Origin of the sequence: Limnoglobus roseus (assembly GCF_008254045.1) — a bacterium.
GTDB classification, from domain to species: Bacteria; Planctomycetota; Planctomycetia; order Gemmatales; family Gemmataceae; genus Limnoglobus; species Limnoglobus roseus.
In genome coordinates this window covers 2,547,833-2,565,220 of record NZ_CP042425.1, presented here as the reverse complement: position 1 = coordinate 2,565,220, position 17,388 = coordinate 2,547,833, and the positions used below count along the sequence as shown (strand labels likewise).

Sequence of the window (17,388 nt, the reverse complement as noted above, 5' to 3'; positions counted from 1 at the left end):
CTCTCGACGTCCATCTGCGGCTAACTCCTTTAGGAATCTGACATGCGCTTCCCGCTCAGCCTGACGGCCAACATGGCCGGGTACATGGTCAAGAAGAAGATCAGCCGCGAGAAGCGGTTCCCGCTCGTGATGATGCTGGAACCGCTGCACGCCTGCAACCTGACGTGTACCGGGTGCGGCCGCATCCGCGAGTACGAGAGCACCATCAAGCAGAAGCTCAGCGTCGAGGAGTGCCTCGCGTCGGTGGACGAATCCGGTGCGCCGATCATCAGCATCTGCGGCGGCGAGCCGCTGATCTACCCCGGCATCGGCGATCTGGTGAAGGGCATCCTCCAGCGCCGCAAGAACATTTACCTTTGCACGAACGGCGTGTTCCTGAAGAAGAAGCTCGACCAGTTCAAGCCGACGAGCCGGATGTTCTTCAACGTCCACCTCGACGGCATGCGGAAGAACCACGACATTGCCGTCGAGCGCGAGGGCGTGTTCGATCAGGCGATCGAGGGCATCATCGCGGCGAAGGCGGCCGGGCACCTCGTCTGCACGAACACGACCGTCTACCGCGAAACGGACATGGCCGAGATCGACGACCTGTACGCCTACCTGACGAAGCTCGGCGTGGACGGCTTCATGCTCTCGCCGGCCTACGGCTACGCGGCGGTATGCAGCACCAACCCGAACGGGGCCGCGGAAATCTTCCTGACGCGCCAGCAGATCATGGAGAAGTTCAACCAGGCCGACGACCTGTTCCGCAAGTACAAGATGAACACGTCGCCGGTGTACAAGGAGTTCCTGCAAGGCAAGCGCGAACTGACGTGCGCCGCGTGGGCCAGCCCGACGCGGAACGTGAAGGGCTGGAAGGGGCCGTGCTACCTCATCACCGACGCGCACCACGAGACGTTCGACGGCCTGATGAACGACACCGACTGGAGCCAGTACGGCTACGGCAAGGACCCGCGGTGCGAGCACTGCATGATGCACAGCGGTTACGAAGTCGCGGCCGCCCTCGGCGTGAACCGCAAGATCAGCGACACTTGGAAGATGCTCAAGTGGCAAATGACGTAGTCGTGATTTTCGCGATGGACCGGGAGGCGGCTCCGTTTCGCAAGCTGGCGAAGCGAGGCCGCCTCCCGGTTCGCGTTCTGGTCGCCGGCATGGGGTTGGACGCCGCGAAGCGGGCGGCGGAAGGCGTGGGCGACGCGGCGTTGGTAATCTCGGCGGGATTCTGCGGCGCGTTGAACCCGGCGCTGAAGGTGGGCGACGTGCTGACGTGTGCGCTGAACGGCGACGCGGTTGCAGCCCCCGCGCTCCGCTCCGAAAGCCCCGCGTTGCCACGAAACGGTCGGCTCCTGACGGTTCCGCATCTCGTCGCCACGCCACACGAAAAACGCGAACTTCGTGATCGCACCGCCGCCGACGTCGTGGACATGGAGGCGGCCGCCGTCGCGGACGTCTGCGCATCCCGCGGTCTTTCGTTTCTCGCCGTGAAAGCCGTCTCCGACACCGCTGACACCGCCCTTTCGCCGCGACTGGTGAACCTTCTGGCCGGGGGGCGTGTCTCGCCCCTCAAGGCCGCAGCGGCCATCATCGTGCAACCCTCGATCTTGTGGGAATTTCAACGCCTCGCCCGCGACACGAAGCGTGCGGCGGAACAGTTGGCCATCGCCCTTCATGCCGTCGTGCGTTCGCGGCCTTCGGTGGAACCCATTGCATGACGGACGAACAGTCGCTTCTGGCGGCCATCCACGCCAACCCCGACGACGACCTGCCCCGCTTGGTGTACGCGGACTGGCTGGAAGAGAGCGGCGATGAGGCGGCTCAAGCCCGGGCCGAGTTCATCCGCCACCACGTCCGCTTGGCGACGCTTGATGAGATTGACCCGGAATACGACACGCTCGACCAACGGTGCCGCGAGTTGCTCGAAACTCATTGGTCGACGTGGGCGGCCGATTCGGGAACAGAAGACCCAAATTCCGCGTATCGCTATGGCTATTACCAAATGCACCGCGGCTTCAGTGACCGAACCTATCTCAGTGATACGGACCTCGACGAATCGACATTCCAGGCGTCCCTCTTACGCCACACGTTGACCGACATCACACTGTGCAACCTGAAGGCAGATTCACCCCTACCAGATTGGCCGCGCCTTCAGAACGTTCGCAAACTCTTCTTCTACAACGATGCCTACGAGAGAGATGAGGTCAGTGTCCGCCGGTTGCTCTCGCATCGCCGGCGTTCAGCCAATTGCGGGAACTCGATTTAAACTATGCCTCGGGCCTGTCGGATGATGAAGCCGAGTTGGTTACCCATAATCCGCATTTCGCGAACCTACGATCCCTCACTGCTAGGCGTTGGGGAGGAGACCTCGGCGATCGATTCGTTACCGGGCTTGTGAGTTCACCCTTTCTGGACAAACTGACCGCCCTGTCCCTCCGACACTTGCCTCTTACGCCGTCCGTCCTTCGCTCGCTCACAGACGCCCCGTTCTTTCCCCGACTTCAGGAGCTTTCACTCTCCGTCCGCTTCGGGGATGACCCGGCGATGAAGGGCACACTGATCGATTTGCTCACAGACCCGCGACTCGCCGATCTCAGGAAGCTCGACCTCCGCCACAACGATCTGACGGACGCAGAGTTCGCCGCCTGCGGCCTGTTGGCTCGTTCCCCGCGTCTGCGGCGGCTAAGTTTGGAAGGCAATCGGATCACGTCGGAAACTGTGGGGCGAATCGTAACGACACCGAACGCCGGGCAACTGGTCGAACTGGACCTCTCGGACAATGACCTCCGAGGCGATTGGTGCAACCTGTTGTCAGACTCGCCCATGACTTCGCTCTGGCGACTCAATCTTGCCCGCTGCCGGTTGACCGCCGGTGACATCGAACGCCTCGCGGCCAGCCCGATCTTGCGAACGGTTCGGACCCTCAACTTGGAGGGCAATCCGATCGGTAACACGGGCGTCCGAGCATTGGCCCGCTCGCCTCACCTGCAACGACTGCAAGAACTAAAAATTCAGAGGTGTGCGATCGGCCGAGAGGGGATTCGTGAACTTTCCCAGGCTCCGTTCGCCAGGCACCTTTCGAGTTATGACGTCCTGAGCAACGATTTCGAAACCGAGTGGTTGCTTCAAGTCGGATCGGAATTGTTCGGGTGGGATGAGCGAGAACTCGGTTCCATCGAAAGTCGGATCGATATGGACCGTATGTTTCGCGAGATGCGCTCAACTTCGGCCAACAAGGTTCAAATACCCTGAGTGGACCCTCGCCTGCTCGCACGTCTCGACGAAAGTCACGGCCTGACCGGCTGAGCATTTCATTCGATCCTCTACAGCTCTTCGCCGGTTCTTCACGTGGGCGGAATAAATTTTCCCGTGCCCAGGACTCTTATTCTTTCCTGCTCGGGTCGTTTGCTCATGCTCCCGCAAGGTTCCATCCGCCGCGCGTTCACGCTCATCGAGTTGCTCGTCGTGATCGCGATCATCGCCATTCTGATCGGCCTCTTACTGCCCGCGGTGCAAAAGGTCCGCGAAGCGGCCGCCCGGGCAAAGTGCAGCAACAACCTGAAACAGATCGGCTTGGCCTTCCACGGCTATCACGACACCTACCGCGGATTCCCGGGTGGGGCGGCGGACGGAAACTGGGCGGGTGCGGGCTCGACGGCTTGCTGTAACTGGGTCCAACAGTCCGACGGCACCCACCGCGAAGGGTACAGTTGGGAATATCAGATTTTGCCGTTCGTCGAACAAGGCCAGGTCCAAACCGTTGTGACCGCGGCGACCGTGAACTCGACGGTCATCCCGGTGTACACCTGCCCCTCGGCTCGCGCCCCGGGCCTCGACAATGGGATCTTCAAGTCGGATTACGCCGGCTGTGCGGGGACCTCTCTGGCCAAGGACGCCGGCGGCATGATCGTGCCCCCCCCCATCACGTCTCAGAACGGCACGAAACTGTATTCGAATGCGGCCATCATCACCGGCAGCGTGATCGACGGCCTCTCGAACACTGTGTTGGTGGGCGAAAAGTGGCTGCACCCGATGGCGCAAGGGAACAGCCGCGACGGGGGGAATAACGAACCTTGGTGCAACGCCGGGTGGGATGAAGACCACATTCGGAGTACGGGGACGCCGACGGGGACGTTTTCCTGCACCAACTGTATGGGCCTGACGGACGGATCGGCGGCGACCATCGACTACCGCCCGAAGCCGAACATTCAGTGCACGATCGGCACCGGGGCCAACGGCACGAGCGGCACCTTCTGGCAACCCATGTTCGGGAGCCCGCACACCGGTGGCTTGAACATGGTGCTGGGGGATGGTTCGGTAAGGTTCGTTTCGTTCAACGTGTCCGCCGCCGCTTGGGCCGCTGCCGGCACGCGGGCGGGCGGGGAGACCCTCGGCCTGGACAACTAAAAATACTTAGTTGGCTCGTTAATAAGACATTTCCGCGTCAAGAAAGGTTTGGGGGACCCAGGACGGCTCGGTGGCGTTTCGTTCACGATGTACGTGAACGAAACGGACCGCACCGGCTCGCGGAACGGCGGCAAAGCCCTCATCCTGAACTGAGATTGCCGTTCCGCACTCAAGGAAATTTCACCCATGCGGCAGATTAAGCGGTTATTTTTGGTGTTGGTGTTGGCGACCTCGATGCTGGGTTGCGGCAAGTCTTCCGGCGGCAAAGTCGAAATCAAGGACGCATCGCCCGAACAGATTGCCGAGCAAGAGGCGAATCAGAAGTCGGTGACAAATGCGGAAGCCGACCGCCAGAAGAATTTGCCGAAGGAGAAGACGCAACAGCAATCGGTTGATGACGCAGAACGCTCTCGCAGACGATAATAACTTCACCGGGCGAACGCCAGCGACCCGGAGGTATCAAACCTCCGGGTCGTTTTTCGTTAGTGCGCGGAGCGGAGTCGGAAACGATAATTGAAGACGTGGAAAACTTCATTCGGGTGGTCGGTTCTCCTCAAGAGCCGACCACCCGAATCATTCGCCGTCCGCACCAACTCTCGCAGACAGTGGCTGTCACAACTGGACGGCTCGCGTAGGATGTCTTTACCCTCACGCGAGACCGCCGATGCCGCCGCCCGGGTTTAGTTGGATCGACCGCCCTCACGTCGCAGCCCTCGCGTTCCCGGACGCGGCCGAAGACTTGCTCTGGCTCCGCCGCAACGGCATCGAGGTGCTCGTCTCGCTCACCGAGACGCCCGCCCCGCGGCAGTGGGTCAACGACGCCGGCCTCATGCTCGTTCACGTACCCGTCCTCGACATGGCCGCCCCCAGCCTCCGGCAGTTCGAAACTATCCTCGACACCATCCACCGGGCGAACAAGTCCGGCCTCGGCGTGGCTATCCACTGCGCCGCCGGCAAGGGCCGCACCGGCACGGCGCTGGCCGCGTATTTCGTCGGGCAAGGATTGTCGGCAGAGGACGCGATCGAGAAAGTGCGGCAGTTGCGGCAGGGGTCGATCGAGACGACGGACCAGATTCAGGCACTCGAAGAATTCGAGAAGAAGAGGCGGGGCTGAACGCCCCGGCACGACCGTGCCGGGGCCGAGAATTCACTTCACCAGTTGCACTTCGAAGACCAGCGTCGCGTTCGGCGGAATCGTGCCGGGGATGCCACGGGGGCCGTAGGCCATCGCGCCGGGGATCGACAGCCGCCGCGTGCCGCCCGGCTTCATGCCGGGGATGCCCTTCTGCCAGCCCTGAATGACGCCGGACAGCGGGAAAGTGATCGGCTTGCCGCTGTCGAGGCTGCTGTCGAACTTCTTGCCGTCGGTCGTCCAGCCGGTATAGTGGCACGTCACCGACGCGGTGGCCGGCACGGCCGTGCCGGTGCCCTCGGTCACGTCCCAGACCTTCAAGCCGCCGCCGATGTCCTTCCATTCCGGGGCGTCGAGTGGGGGAAACGTCATGATGGTACTCCTTCGCTGAGGGGAAAAGTTACTTCGAACCGGACAACTCGATCTCGAAAATCAGGTCGGCCTTCGGCGGAATGTTCGGCGGACTGCCGCGTTCGCCGTAGGCCATGTTCCACGGGATGTACAAGCGGCGAATGCCACCGGGCTTCATGCCGGGGATGCCCTTCTGCCAGCCCTGGATGAGGTTGCCGAGCGGGAACGTGGCCTCTTCTTTCCCGAGGCTCGTGTCGAAGACTTTGCCGTCGAGCGTCCACCCGGCGTAGTGGATGGTGACAGTCGCGTCGGCGACCACGGCGTCGCCCTTGCCCTCGACCGTGTCCCAGTACTTCAAGCCTTCCACGTCCTTGACGGCCTTCCACTCCTTCGCGTCGGCGGCCGGCAGGTTGTGGACGGCGAAGAGTTCGATCTCGAACACGAGGTCGGCCTTCTCGGGAATCTTGGGCGGCCGGCCGTCCTCGCCGTAAGCGAGTTTCCACGGGATGTGCAGCCGTCGCACGCTGCCGGGCTTCATGCCGGGGATGCCGCGCTGCCAGCCTTGGATAAGCCGGCCGAGCGGGAACGTGGCCTGCTTGTCGCGGACGACGCTGCTGTCGAAGACGGTGCCGTCGGTCAGCCAGCCGGTGTAGTGGATGGTGACGATGGCGTCCTTCGCGGCCGCCTCGCCCTTGCCCTCCTTCACGTCCCAAACTTTCAGGCCGTCGCCGTCCTTGAGTTCCTTCCACTCCTTGGCGTCGAGCGCGGGGAGTTTCGGGGCTTCCTTCTTGTCCTCGGCCGCCGCCGTGCCGCCGAGGGCGAGCGAGAGGCCGAGGAGCAGTACGAATCGCGTCATGGAACCTCCGGTGGGAGTTACTTGGTGCCGAAGTACTTAATTTCGAAGATCAGGTCCGCTCGCGGGGGGATGCTCGCCCCGCTCCCTCGTTCGCCGTAGGCCATCTTCCACGGGATGTACAAGCGACGAATGCCGCCGGGCTTCATGCCGGGGACGCCCTTCTGCCACCCTTCGATGAGGCTGCCCAGGGCGGGCAAGTCGGGCACGGCACCTCGTTTGACACTGCTGTCGAAAATCTTCCCGTCGAGCGTCCACCCGGTGTAGTGCATGACCGCGTGGGCACCCGGCACGCACTCATCGCCGGTCCCTTCCTTCACGTCCCAAACCTTTAGCCCGTCACCGATGTCCTTCCATTCCGGCGCGTTCTCCGGCGGCTTGTCCAGCGTCAGCCCTTCGATGTCGGCCGGGATCTGGACGCCGGGCTTGGCCGCCGTGCCGGGAATCGGCTTCGCGTTCGACGGGCCGGACGTGTCCTCGTTGTTCCGGTACGCTACCAGCACACCCACCAACAGGATCACGACGGCAATCGCGATGGCGGGGACGAACATTTTCATCATCTGCTCTTTACCGGGCCGGTCACTCATACGCCACTCTCCGGGGGGATACCGTTCGGCACATTGTAGTTGTCATTCGCGGGTTGTCTGCCGAGAACGAGTACACGCCCACTCCCGGAGGCCCGCCATGCGATTCGCGCTCGTCCTCGTTCTCGTCGCCGCAACACATTGGCCCTCGTTCGCGGACGAAAACTTGTCTGCCACGGAACTCGCCAAGGGCCGGGCACTCGCGGCGAAGCGCGAGAACGAAAAGGCCATTGAGGCGTTCACCGCCGCCATCAAGGCCGACCCGACCGCGGCCGAAACTTACGACGTTCGCGGGGACGCCTACCTGAAGCTCGGCAAGTTCAAGGAGGCCATCGCGGACTTCGACAAGTACCTGGACGCCCACCCGAAGCAGGGGCCGGAACACTGGCGACGGGGCATCGCGCTGTACTATGCCGAGCGGTACAAGGACGGCGTGAAGCAGTTCGAGACGCACAAGACGGTGAACCCGCAGGACGTGGAGAACGCCGTCTGGCACTATCTCTGCAACGTGAAGGTCGTCGGCAAGGAAAAGGCCGCGGCGGAACTGATCGACGTGACCCGCGACGGCCGCGTGCCGATGGCGGAGATTCAGAAGTTGTTCGCCGGCAAGTTAAAGCCAGAAGACGTGATGGCTGCCGCCGAGAAAGTGGACGCAAAGACCGAGGCCGGCAAAGAAGCCCGCTTCTACGGCCACCTCTACGTCGGCCTGTGGTACGAGGCTGAGGGTGATAACAAGAAGGTGATCGAACACCTGACGCCGGCGGTGGAGAAGTACGAGATCAGCCACTACATGTGGGACGTGGCGAAAGTCCACCTCGCCGTGGCAAAGGCGCGAAAGTAGGTCGACCGAGCCGTGGCCGACCTACGGTCTGGCACTTCGCCTTGACGGAACCCCTCGAATCCGGGTGAGATTGTCACCCGGATGAACTCTGCGCTCGCCGAACCCCTGAAAACCGCCCTCGTGCTGCCGCGACTGCGCCTGTCGTGGTCGGCGGCCGTCTACCTGCTCATTCTCGCGGCGGCGGTGCTGAACACGCTCTACCTGTTCGTCTCGCCGCTGGACTTGTCGCCGGACGAAGCCCACTACTGGGACTGGTCCCGCCACCTGGCCTGGAGCTACTACAGCAAGGGGCCGTTCGTCGCCTGGCTGATCCGCGGCAGTTGCGAACTCTTTGGCAACACCGTCTTCGCCGTGCGCCTACCGGCCGTGCTGTGCAGTACGCTCATGCTCGTCGCGCTGGACCGCCTTGCCCGCCGAACGCTCGGCTCGGCGAAGCTCTCGTTCTGGCTCGTCGCGGTCGTGCTAACTCTGCCGCCGATCTCGGCCGGGGCGGTGCTGACGACCATCGACGCACCGTTTCTCTGCTGCTGGTCGTGGGCGCTCGTCTTCGTCCACCGCGCCATCTTCGAGAACGACGATCGAAGCTGGACCCGTGCGGGCATCGTCCTCGCCGTCGGCACACTGACGAAGTACACGATGCTCGCCTTCCCGGTGCTGATCGGGCTGTTCCTGATCGTGGACCACTCGCGGCGACCCACGCTCTTCGGCTGCGGCTTCCGCCGGATGACGTTTCTCGGCTGTCTCGGCCTGATTCCGATCCTGGTCTGGAACGCGACGCACGACTGGCTCGGCTTGTGGCACCTGTTCGGGCAAGCGGGGCTGGCCACGGGGCCGAAGATCGGGTTCAAGTGGTACGGCCTGCTCGACTATCTCGGTGGGCAGTTCGCGTTCCTGGTCGGCTACTGGTTCTGCGTCTGGCTCGCCGCCGCGTGGACGTTCCGCCCCGGCCGAGAGGCAAACCCGCACTTCGCCTTCCTCTGGTGGCTGTCCGTGCCGCTCGTGCTGATGATGCTGCCGTTCAGCCTGCGCGTAAAGGTGCAACCGAACTGGCCGGCGACCGCGTACCTGCCGGGGATCGTGCTGGCCGTGGCATGGCTTCGGCGACAATTTGAAGGTGAGAGTAAGATTTACCGCCGCCTCGTGATCGCGTGCCTCGCACTCGGCATCCTCGCATCCCTGACACTGACCATCGTCGCGCGGTTCCCGCGCCTCGCGTTGCCGTTGTTTGCGAAGCTGGCTGCCGAGCCGACGGATGATCAGTTGGCCCCCGTCCGCAACCTCGATCCGACCGCCCGCCTCCGTGGCTGGAGGTATCTCGCCGGTGAAGTGGACAAGTTGCGGGATCTCGTGCGTTCGGAAGATGGGCAAGAGTCGCTGACTGGAGCGATGGTGTGGACTCTACCCGGCGAACTCGGCTTTTATTGCGAGGGAAATCCTCAAGTTTACACCTTCGGTGTCGCGCTCAGCGACCGCTTTAGCCAGTACGACGTGTGGCGGCCAAACCCCGTGGCCGACGCGCAAGCTTTCTGCGGTCGCACGTTCGTGTACGTCGGCGAGAAGATGCCCGACATGAACGCGGTGTTCGAGCGATGTGACGGTCCTTACCGCGTGGAATACCGGGAAAACGGGGTGACGGTCGGCGGTTGGAAGCTCTGGATCGCACGCGGCTATCGGGGCTTCCCGACGAGTCACAAGCTAAGCCAGTACTAACCCGCCCGACCCGGTCGGCCCCAGTTGCCCAGGTCCACGACGAAGGCCTCACGAAGCCGAAGCCCGCCAAGACACAACATCCCGGCCCCCGCCGCCGCCGACAAACCACTTGAGGACGGTGCAACGTGAGGACGACCTGGACGGTAAAGTGCGCCAAGTGCCAACACGCCTGGACGCTCGTCGGTATCTGGTCAGAGTATGAACGCGAGGCGATCGAATCGCGACCCTGCCCGAAGTGCCAATCGTACACGCTCAGCAGTCCGGAACCCGCCGCGACGGCCCGCAAGACGATCCGCCGCCCCTTTCAATCGCCGATCGTGAATTGCCGCGCGGCGGCGTGATCCGCTCCCAACGACAACGAATTCTCTCTCACCTCTTCGACCACACCACGGCCCGCACATAAAGCCTGGGGCGAAAGCCGCAGGACAGATTGCCGATTCCGCCCCGGAGGGGCCGACGCACGTCGGCCCCTCCGGGGCGTTGATGTTGGGTGAGGTCGATCCTAGGGGCTTCCGCCCCTGGCTTGATGCGCGGACGCCTTCGGCGCACAAAGTCCGAGGTGAGTGACAGCCCGCTGTCATTCTGACACTTCGCAAGAGCCCTCGCGATCCTCGCCGGAATTGATCAAGTTTTCACGTCTGTAGCACTTGTGACGTCTGCGACGAATTGGCATGGCAATTGAATATCAACTCACATCGAAGTGAAGTCCCACCCACCCGCGGCTGGGAATGTTCCCGGGCCGCGATTTTGTTTTCAAAGATCACCCGATCGTCCCCCGTATAATTTGGCACGCCTGAACGTCCGCCAATCCTGGGGAGAATTGGATTTCGGAGGAACCATGAAACTCGTCTCTCACTTACCTCTCGCCGCCCTGTGCCTCGGCATCGGCGGGCTGTTCGGAATCGTCATCGACAACCAAATCCACGGCCAGATCGCACCGCCGATCGTCATGCCGAAGGAACTCACTTCGTACCGCGACGTGGTCAAGCGCGTCGTCCCGGCCGTGGTGAGCATTGAGGCAAAGGCCACAAAGCGCGTCGCCAACCGCCGGCCGCAACAACAACTCCCGCCGAACGTGCCCGAAGAGTTCCGCAAGTACTTCGAGGGCATGAACCAAGACGATCAGAATTCCAACCCGAACCTCGGCTTCGGCTCCGGCTTCGTCATCGACCCGAGCGGCGTGATCTTCACGAACTTCCACGTCGTGGACGGTGCGGACACGCTCGAAGTCGGCTTCCCGGACGGCCGCAAGTTCACGACCGGCGACATCGTCCGCGATCCGAAGACCGACCTCGCCGTCGTCCGGATCAAGAGCGACAAGCCGCTGCCGTTCCTCGAATTCGGCGACAGCGATGCGATGGAAGTCGGCGACCGCGTGCTGGCCGTCGGCGCACCTTACGGCCTGACCGGCACGGTGACGCAGGGCATCGTCAGCGCGAAGTCCCGGCAGAACTTGAAGCTGAACCAGTACGAAGACTTCCTGCAAACCGACGCGGCCATGAACCCCGGCAACAGCGGCGGCCCGCTCGTGAACCTTGAAGGCCGAGTCGTCGGCATCAACAGCGCCATCAAGACTCGCGGCGGCGGTTCGAACGGCGTCGGCCTCGCGGTCAGTAGCAATCTCGCGAAGGACGTGAGCAACCAACTGCTCCGCGGCGGCAGCGTGAAGCGCGGCTACCTCGGCGTGGGCGTGCGGGAAGTGGACGCCGAACTGGCGACCCGCCTCGGGGTGCCGGCCGACAGCAACCCCGTGCTGGTCACGAAGGTGTACGATAAAACCCCCGCGGCGAAGGCCGGGCTGCGAGCCGGCGACGTGATCCTGTCCGTCGGCGGCACGCAGTTGAAGGACGTGAACACGCTGCCGCGGCTCGTCGCGAAGATGCCGCTCGGCCAGTCAACGGAAGTGCAAATCGTCCGCGACGGCAAGGTAACGACCGTCGGCGTGACCATCGAAGAACAGCCCGACGACTACGGCCAAGAGCGGACGGCCCGCAGCACGCCGAACCGCGTCCCAGCCGATGTGGGACTCGACGTGGCCGGCCTCAACGTGTCCGATCTGACGCCCGCACTCGCCGCCCAACTCGGCTTCCCCCGCGACACGAAGGGGGCGTTAATCATGAGCGTGGATCGCGGTTCGGCCGCCGCCAACGTCGGCCTCGTCCGCGGCCTGTTGATCGTGAAGGTGGACAAGGCGGCCGTCACCTCGGCAAAGGATTTCGAGCAAGCGATGGCGTCCGCTTCGAAGGAGAAGGGCGCGTTGCTGCAAGTGACCCGACCGAACGGCGAGTCGGACTTCGTGGTACTGAAGGTGAAGTAACGCGAAGTGCGTTATGACGGCGTGAGGCCGAGAGCAGTTGCTCTCGGCCTCGTTATTTTTCGAGGGCCGTTCATAGCCGCCCGCCGTTAGGCCAATTCTGCCAGTGTGTGTTGGGCGCGTGCTTCGGTCGATACTTTCGCACGTCGCCGGTTGCCAGAACCCGGGCGAGTTGTCGAAATGTTTCCGACTTGCTGGGGCGCTCGTCGTCCGCGACGTCCGGGTGATTCCATTCGTCAATTTGCAGAATGCGTTCCATCTCTGGACGCACACTGATGCGTTGCTCTTCCGGTGTAGCCAGTACGTCGTCTCGGTGGACAGCGGCTAGATATCGGCAGAGTTCGAACACCTGCACGCGGGGCGGCTCTTCGAGTTCGATGCCGTGACGAAGGTATTCGTCGTGCGAGGGCAACGACACGCGATTTTTCCGCACGGAGACAACCCGGGCATCCTTCGCAACGAGTTCGACCGTTGAAGCGTCCTGCCATTTCCCCTCCTGAACCGGGAAGACAAAGCGTGTCTCGTTGTGCGGGTTCTTCGCGAGGTACATCTCATAAGCTTCTCGGGTGACGTAATCCTTCGGTTGGTCGCGGTCGTGGAGACGGCTGGCAAACGTGTAGAGAGCCGTATCCGGTAATCCGCCCCGCGGCGAGTACCCAAAGTTTTCAACCACCATCGCCCAATCCTGCGGCGAGCGGTAGAGTGAGAGCCTTGTCGCGGCCAAGTAAACATACCCGTTATCGAGCATCGGGAACGTCAACGAATCACAGCATTGATCGAGAACGGCAAGAATGCCGCGTGAGTTGAAAGGCTTCGGCACGATATTCCTCACCCCAAGGACGCGAACTCCGGGGCGTACCGCACCAATCCGGCTCCCGTCGGCAGTGATCCTGGAAGCAATTCAATGGCCTGGAATGCCGGCCCGCCGCCGTACTCGTCCGAGAGTCCGAAGTCGGGAGCGGGCCGAAAACCGAACCGGCCGTAGTACGCCGGCTCGCCGAGGACCACGGCCCAGCCGAAGCCCGCGTCACGACATGCTTCTAAACCGGCTCGAACCAACTCCGCTGCCACACCTCGCCGTCGGTGCCCTTCGACCACTGCTAATGGAGCCAGACCTGCCCCGGTAGCCCCGGTCGCAGTCGTCACCGGGCTGAAGGCAACGTGCCCGACGATTGTCCCGCCGGCCTCCGCGACCAGCGACACCGAGAGTCGGCCGGCATCGCGCAGCAGGTCTACCAACCGAGCTTCTCCGTCGATCGGGAAACTTCCCGAATGAACGGCGTAGATCGCGGCAGCGTCGCCGGGCCGCTCGAATCGGACTTCCGCCATCGTTGTCCCCATTAGGCTGTTGCTGCCAGGGGTTTGAGTTGCACGGCCCCTTGGGGGTAGTAGCGAGCTTCCTCGCCCGGCTGGTCGATGCGCAGCGACGACCGCCGGCCCGTTTCCGGGCAAACGTACTCACACACGCAACCAGTCGGCCACTTCCCTTCCGGGAGGCCGAAGTGGTGCTTACGGCCGCAGGCGGGGCAATCGGTGTATTTGAGAATCGAGATCATCGGAAACTCCCTTTTCCGTGCTGCAAAGTGGCGGACCACGGTGTGTAATTCTTGCCGACCGTGGCTCCGCGATCAACGCCAATCTTAGCACGTGATATGCCACAACGGAACTCAGAACGTCGACCGGGGCGGCACATCTCTCCTGGAACGCGGTCTCATTGCTCAAGAAATCCTGGCCTTGCGGAACGGTTCGCCGGGCGGGTATGGACGACCTTTTGTCTCGAAACTTTGGATACCGTCATGCCTCGCCAGATTGCCGTCGTGTTTTTCGTCGCGGCATCGTTGTCCCTCGCCGGGTGTCGGACGGGCCGCGGCCCCACGACCCCAGCCGAGGCTGGGCTGAACACCCGCGACCTCGTCGACCTTGCTGCCCAGAAGGAGTCCGAGGATCTTAACCCGCCCGACCAACTCGCCATCATGGCCGAGCGGTTGCGGAATGAGCGGAAGCAAAAGCTCAGCGAGCAGGCCAAGAACGAGGGCGGGATCGCGACCCGGCGGCCGGACCGAAACATCCTCTGCCTGTCCGGCGGCGGGTCGTTCGGAGCGTACACGGCCGGCGTCCTCAACGGCTGGACGGAGCGTGGCGACCGGCCGCAGTTCGACGTCGTCACCGGCATCAGCACCGGCGCGCTCATCGCCCCGTTCGCGTTCCTCGGGCCGGAGTACGACGATCACCTGAAGCAACTGTACACCGCCGTCGAGAGCCGCGACCTGTACGTCCTCCGGCCGATCAAGGCGCTGTTCGGCGAGGCGTTCACCGATAACAGCCGGATGGCCGCCCGCGTGGACGCGGCCATCTCGCCCGCGGTGACGGTCGCCATTGCCGCCGCCCACTGTAGCGGCCGGCGGTTGTACGTCGGCACGACCGAGGAGGAGGGGAAGCAGTTCGTCACCTGGGACATCGGTGCGATTGCCGCCCGCAACGGCCCCGGCGACCGCGAGTTGATCGTGAAGATTCTCCTCGGCTCGTCGGCCCCACCCGGCTTCTTCCCGGCGGCGAAGATCGGTGTGACCGTGGACGGCGTCTGCCACGTCGAACGGCACGTGGACGGCGGCGTGATGGCGTCTTTGTTCTTCCGCCCGCCCTACGTCCCGCCGGAGGAGCGATCCGACGTGGCCGCCCGCGACTTGGCCGGGGCGAAGGTGTACGTGATTCTGGCCGGCAAGTTGTACGCCGACCCGGAGGTGATCCGCCCATGGTCGCTGTCACAGGCGAGTAAGAGTGTCTCCACGCTCATCTACGCCCAGACCCGCGGCGACCTGCAGAGGCTGTACACCGTCTGCCTGCTCACCGGCATGGACTACTACGTGACGGCCATCCCGCCGGAGTACCCGGCCCCGACGTCGAGTTCGGAGTTCAAGAAGGAAGTCATGGTGCCGATGTACGAGGAGGGCAAGCGGGTAGTGAAGTCGGCGACACCGTGGCGGACGCTGCCACCGGGTGTGGGGCCGGGCGAAACCACCCTCGTGCGGGCCGGCACGGTCTTGACGCAGCAGCCGCGCGGCCCGGCGCAGCCCGTCCATCCCGTCCAAAGTTTGCTCCGCCCGCGGCCGCCGGTTTCCGACCGCGGGGCCATCCCCGCGCTGCCGTTCGAGTCGCCGGTGAAGTAACGGAAACGAAAATCGGCGGGCACCTGCCCGCCGATTGCACATCTCGAACGTCCCGCCCGGGCGTTACCAATCGCTCCCGGGGATGTCGCCCGCGTTGCGGGTGAGCGAAGCCCACCACGTGGTCGCGCTGACATTACTGCTAACGGTGCGGACACTGCCGTCGGCCATGCCAAGGACGATTGTGTTCGTGTGCGGCGACGACGCCTGCCCACGGTCACAGAGGCCGCTCGTCGTGTTGTTGGTCGGAATACCGAAGATGGTGGGCTTGGAGTCCACGCCGATATACCACCGAGTTCCGTCCCCGCTCAGACCGCCGCCGAACACTGCCGAGACGCGGTCGCCGGGGAAGCTGTCGGTGGAAGCTGGGGGCGTCGACCCGGTCACTGTACCGGAGTTGTAGATACCCCGCAACCACCAGGATCCGCCGGCACCGTTGTTCCCGTTCTTCACGTTCGGGGCGGTCACGGTCGTGGCCGCTGGCAGGGTGCCCGGGCAGTACGACAGTTTCTCGGCGAAGGCGACCGTGTTCGACGTGCCGTCGGTAATCGCGAGGAGCGTCGTCTTCCCGTCCCAGTCGGTGGTGACCGACGAAGAGGTGTTGAACCCGGGGTTCCCGAACACCTGGAAGTTGCCCGCATAACTGGCGTCACCGGGCGTCCAGTCGGTCGCCGCGTTCGTGCCGAGGGTGGCGTCCGACGGGCACTGATACGCCGGGATCCGCGTCTGGCGGAGGTACTGCGGAACTCCGCCTTGGCCGGGGGTATTCCAGAGGGGGATGACCCCGCCGCCGGTGACCTGCGTGGCCGAGTTGTACACGGTCTGCTGCTCGATGTACGGCAGGATGTGGAACAGGAGGGGTGCGTAGTACGCTCCACCGTACTTGAACGCGGCCATCGGCGGCAGCGTCCCGTTGGTGTCGTGGGCGTTGTGCGTTCCCAACGACATTTGCTTGAGATTATTCGTGCACTTCGCGCGGGCGGCGGCCTCGCGGACCTTCTGCACGGCTGGCAGCAGGAGGCCGATCAGGATGGCGATAATTGCGATAACGACCAATAACTCGATGAGCGTGAAGCCGTGACGGCCCCGAGAAAAACGGGTCATACAACACCTTCCGGAATATGAGGAATGCGAATCGAAAGGGGTGGGGATATGAATGGTGTCCCACCACCTCACGGTATCATAAATGAGGAATCCTTCAAATGTCAAGGGATTTCGCCCACGACCAAGATGGTGCGGGCGTGAGAAGGGGATCGGACTTCGGACGGAAATTGTGAAATGAGTTAAAGGATTGTGCCATTCCTCTTATTGGGCGTCGATCGCGGCCAGCAGTTGATCCAGGGCGGCGGGCTTGACGAGGTGCCGATGGAAGCCCGCGGCGTCGATGCGAACGCGGGCCTCGACGTCGGTCCGGGCCGTCACGGCGATCAGCAGCATGGGTTCCCCGTCGGCCTGATCCCGTAACCGAAGGGCCAATTCATCGCCGTCCATGCCCGGCATGTTCAAGTCAATGAGGCAGGCGTCGGGGGCGAAGTCGGCCGCCGCCCGCAGGGCCGACGCGCCGTCGTAGCACGCCCGTGTCTCGTACCCCATTACGGCCAGCAACTCGGCTTCGGTGTCCGCTGCGTCGCGGTTGTCGTCCACGCACAAGATTCTCGCCGGACCGGGTTTGCACTTATTCGTTGCCATGACTACCATTGCTGTCGCCCTCTACCCTTCGCCCTGCGAGACGGCAAGGCAATCCGACTTGTAAAGCACGGGCCGGGCCATTTCCTAGACCAATGTTCCCCATTCCGACGGCACTCGACGTAACCTCATCCCCTCGCGGGGGTAATCGTTTCGGAGAGGGATGCCCAGAACAGGAATCACAACCGGCCCCTCATGGGAATCGCCAGAGAGTTCGGACAGTTGCGCGGGGAACTTCCGACAGAGTCGGTCTGTTCCGCCCACGACCGTGCGGCGTGCCAGTTGCCGGCGATCCCTAGCCCCGACGGCTCGCGATCGGGTAGGGCGGCAGACGCTTGACGCCTAACCTCCG

19 protein-coding genes are annotated in these 17,388 nt (G+C 63.4%); 11 read left to right on the top strand and 8 right to left on the bottom strand.

The annotated features are described in order from the left end of the window. The first annotated feature begins 42 nt into the window (after positions 1-42). From hpnH to PX52LOC_RS10665, 7 genes are all read left to right on the top strand, one after another. Positions 43-1,062: an adenosyl-hopene transferase HpnH gene (hpnH, locus tag PX52LOC_RS10695; protein ID WP_149110085.1), complete on the top strand. Its 1,020-nt coding sequence runs from the start codon at positions 43-45 to the stop codon at positions 1,060-1,062. Further along, positions 1,047-1,712: a phosphorylase family protein gene (locus PX52LOC_RS10690; RefSeq protein WP_149110084.1), complete on the top strand. Its 666-nt coding sequence runs from the start codon at positions 1,047-1,049 to the stop codon at positions 1,710-1,712. The genes hpnH and PX52LOC_RS10690 overlap by 16 nt, the downstream gene beginning before the upstream one ends. After that, positions 1,709-2,260 carry a TIGR02996 domain-containing protein gene (locus tag PX52LOC_RS10685; RefSeq protein WP_149110083.1) on the top strand — a complete coding sequence of 184 codons (552 nt, stop codon included), beginning with the start codon at positions 1,709-1,711 and terminating at the stop codon, positions 2,258-2,260. Before PX52LOC_RS10690 ends, PX52LOC_RS10685 begins: the two co-directional genes overlap by 4 nt. 278 nt (positions 2,261-2,538) lie before the next feature. After that, on the top strand, positions 2,539-3,246 hold the full coding sequence (locus PX52LOC_RS10680) for a leucine-rich repeat domain-containing protein (RefSeq protein WP_149110082.1): 708 nt from the start codon (positions 2,539-2,541) through the stop codon (positions 3,244-3,246). 159 nt (positions 3,247-3,405) lie between these two features. After that, positions 3,406-4,401, top strand: coding sequence for a DUF1559 domain-containing protein (locus PX52LOC_RS10675; RefSeq protein ID WP_149110081.1), 996 nt, complete (start codon positions 3,406-3,408; stop codon positions 4,399-4,401). A 186-nt stretch (positions 4,402-4,587) separates the two neighbouring features. After that, positions 4,588-4,824: a hypothetical protein gene (locus tag PX52LOC_RS10670; protein WP_149110080.1), complete on the top strand. Its 237-nt coding sequence runs from the start codon at positions 4,588-4,590 to the stop codon at positions 4,822-4,824. Between the two features lie 241 nt (positions 4,825-5,065). Further along, positions 5,066-5,515 (top strand): phosphatase domain-containing protein, encoded by a 450-nt coding sequence (locus tag PX52LOC_RS10665; RefSeq protein ID WP_149110079.1) that lies wholly within the window; start codon positions 5,066-5,068, stop codon positions 5,513-5,515. Positions 5,516-5,548: 33 nt separating this feature from the next. Here the strand turns inward: PX52LOC_RS10665 and PX52LOC_RS10660 are convergent, their stop codons facing one another. From PX52LOC_RS10660 to PX52LOC_RS10650, 3 genes are read right to left on the bottom strand one after another with little or no spacing between them, the layout of a single operon-like run. Continuing rightward, entirely contained in the window at positions 5,549-5,905 is a 357-nt protein-coding gene (locus PX52LOC_RS10660; protein WP_149110078.1) for an FKBP-type peptidyl-prolyl cis-trans isomerase, read from the bottom strand. 28 nt (positions 5,906-5,933) lie between these two features. Further along, positions 5,934-6,740, bottom strand: a complete 807-nt coding sequence (locus tag PX52LOC_RS42395) for an FKBP-type peptidyl-prolyl cis-trans isomerase (RefSeq protein ID WP_168218917.1) — start codon at positions 6,738-6,740, stop codon at positions 5,934-5,936. 17 nt (positions 6,741-6,757) lie between these two features. Beyond that, positions 6,758-7,324, bottom strand: coding sequence for an FKBP-type peptidyl-prolyl cis-trans isomerase (locus tag PX52LOC_RS10650; protein ID WP_246173688.1), 567 nt, complete (start codon positions 7,322-7,324; stop codon positions 6,758-6,760). Between the two features lie 97 nt (positions 7,325-7,421). Between PX52LOC_RS10650 and PX52LOC_RS40380 the strand changes: the two genes are divergently transcribed. The 3 genes from PX52LOC_RS40380 (at position 7,422) to PX52LOC_RS10635 (ending at position 12,189) form a co-directional block, all read left to right on the top strand. Next, entirely contained in the window at positions 7,422-8,162 is a 741-nt protein-coding gene (locus tag PX52LOC_RS40380; RefSeq protein WP_168218916.1) for a tetratricopeptide repeat protein, read from the top strand. Between the two features lie 81 nt (positions 8,163-8,243). Beyond that, positions 8,244-9,872, top strand: coding sequence for an ArnT family glycosyltransferase (locus tag PX52LOC_RS10640; protein WP_149110075.1), 1,629 nt, complete (start codon positions 8,244-8,246; stop codon positions 9,870-9,872). Positions 9,873-10,710: 838 nt separating this feature from the next. Continuing rightward, entirely contained in the window at positions 10,711-12,189 is a 1,479-nt protein-coding gene (locus tag PX52LOC_RS10635; RefSeq protein ID WP_149110074.1) for a Do family serine endopeptidase, read from the top strand. A 70-nt stretch (positions 12,190-12,259) separates the two neighbouring features. On the opposite strand, the gene PX52LOC_RS10630 is transcribed toward PX52LOC_RS10635, so the two are convergent. Genes PX52LOC_RS10630 through PX52LOC_RS10620 form a run of 3 tightly spaced genes read right to left on the bottom strand, consistent with a single transcriptional unit; the run spans position 12,260 to position 13,742 of the window. Next, positions 12,260-13,006, bottom strand: coding sequence for a DUF7003 family protein (locus PX52LOC_RS10630; protein ID WP_149110073.1), 747 nt, complete (start codon positions 13,004-13,006; stop codon positions 12,260-12,262). Positions 13,007-13,014: 8 nt separating this feature from the next. After that, complete coding sequence (locus PX52LOC_RS10625) at positions 13,015-13,515, bottom strand: GNAT family N-acetyltransferase (protein WP_149110072.1); 501 nt, start codon at positions 13,513-13,515, stop codon at positions 13,015-13,017. Positions 13,516-13,526: 11 nt separating this feature from the next. After that, positions 13,527-13,742, bottom strand: a complete 216-nt coding sequence (locus tag PX52LOC_RS10620) for a hypothetical protein (RefSeq protein WP_149110071.1) — start codon at positions 13,740-13,742, stop codon at positions 13,527-13,529. Positions 13,743-13,982: 240 nt separating this feature from the next. Here PX52LOC_RS10620 and PX52LOC_RS10615 point away from each other — a divergent pair, with 240 nt between their 5' ends. After that, the gene (locus PX52LOC_RS10615) at positions 13,983-15,353 is read left to right on the top strand and encodes a patatin-like phospholipase family protein (protein WP_168218915.1); all 1,371 of its coding nucleotides are present in this window, start codon (positions 13,983-13,985) and stop codon (positions 15,351-15,353) included. Positions 15,354-15,416: 63 nt separating this feature from the next. Here the strand turns inward: PX52LOC_RS10615 and PX52LOC_RS10610 are convergent, their stop codons facing one another. Then, positions 15,417-16,454, bottom strand: a complete 1,038-nt coding sequence (locus PX52LOC_RS10610) for a DUF1559 family PulG-like putative transporter (RefSeq protein WP_149110069.1) — start codon at positions 16,452-16,454, stop codon at positions 15,417-15,419. A 201-nt stretch (positions 16,455-16,655) separates the two neighbouring features. Further along, positions 16,656-17,039 carry a response regulator gene (locus PX52LOC_RS10605; protein ID WP_149110068.1) on the bottom strand — a complete coding sequence of 128 codons (384 nt, stop codon included), beginning with the start codon at positions 17,037-17,039 and terminating at the stop codon, positions 16,656-16,658. Positions 17,040-17,388 lie beyond the last annotated feature (349 nt).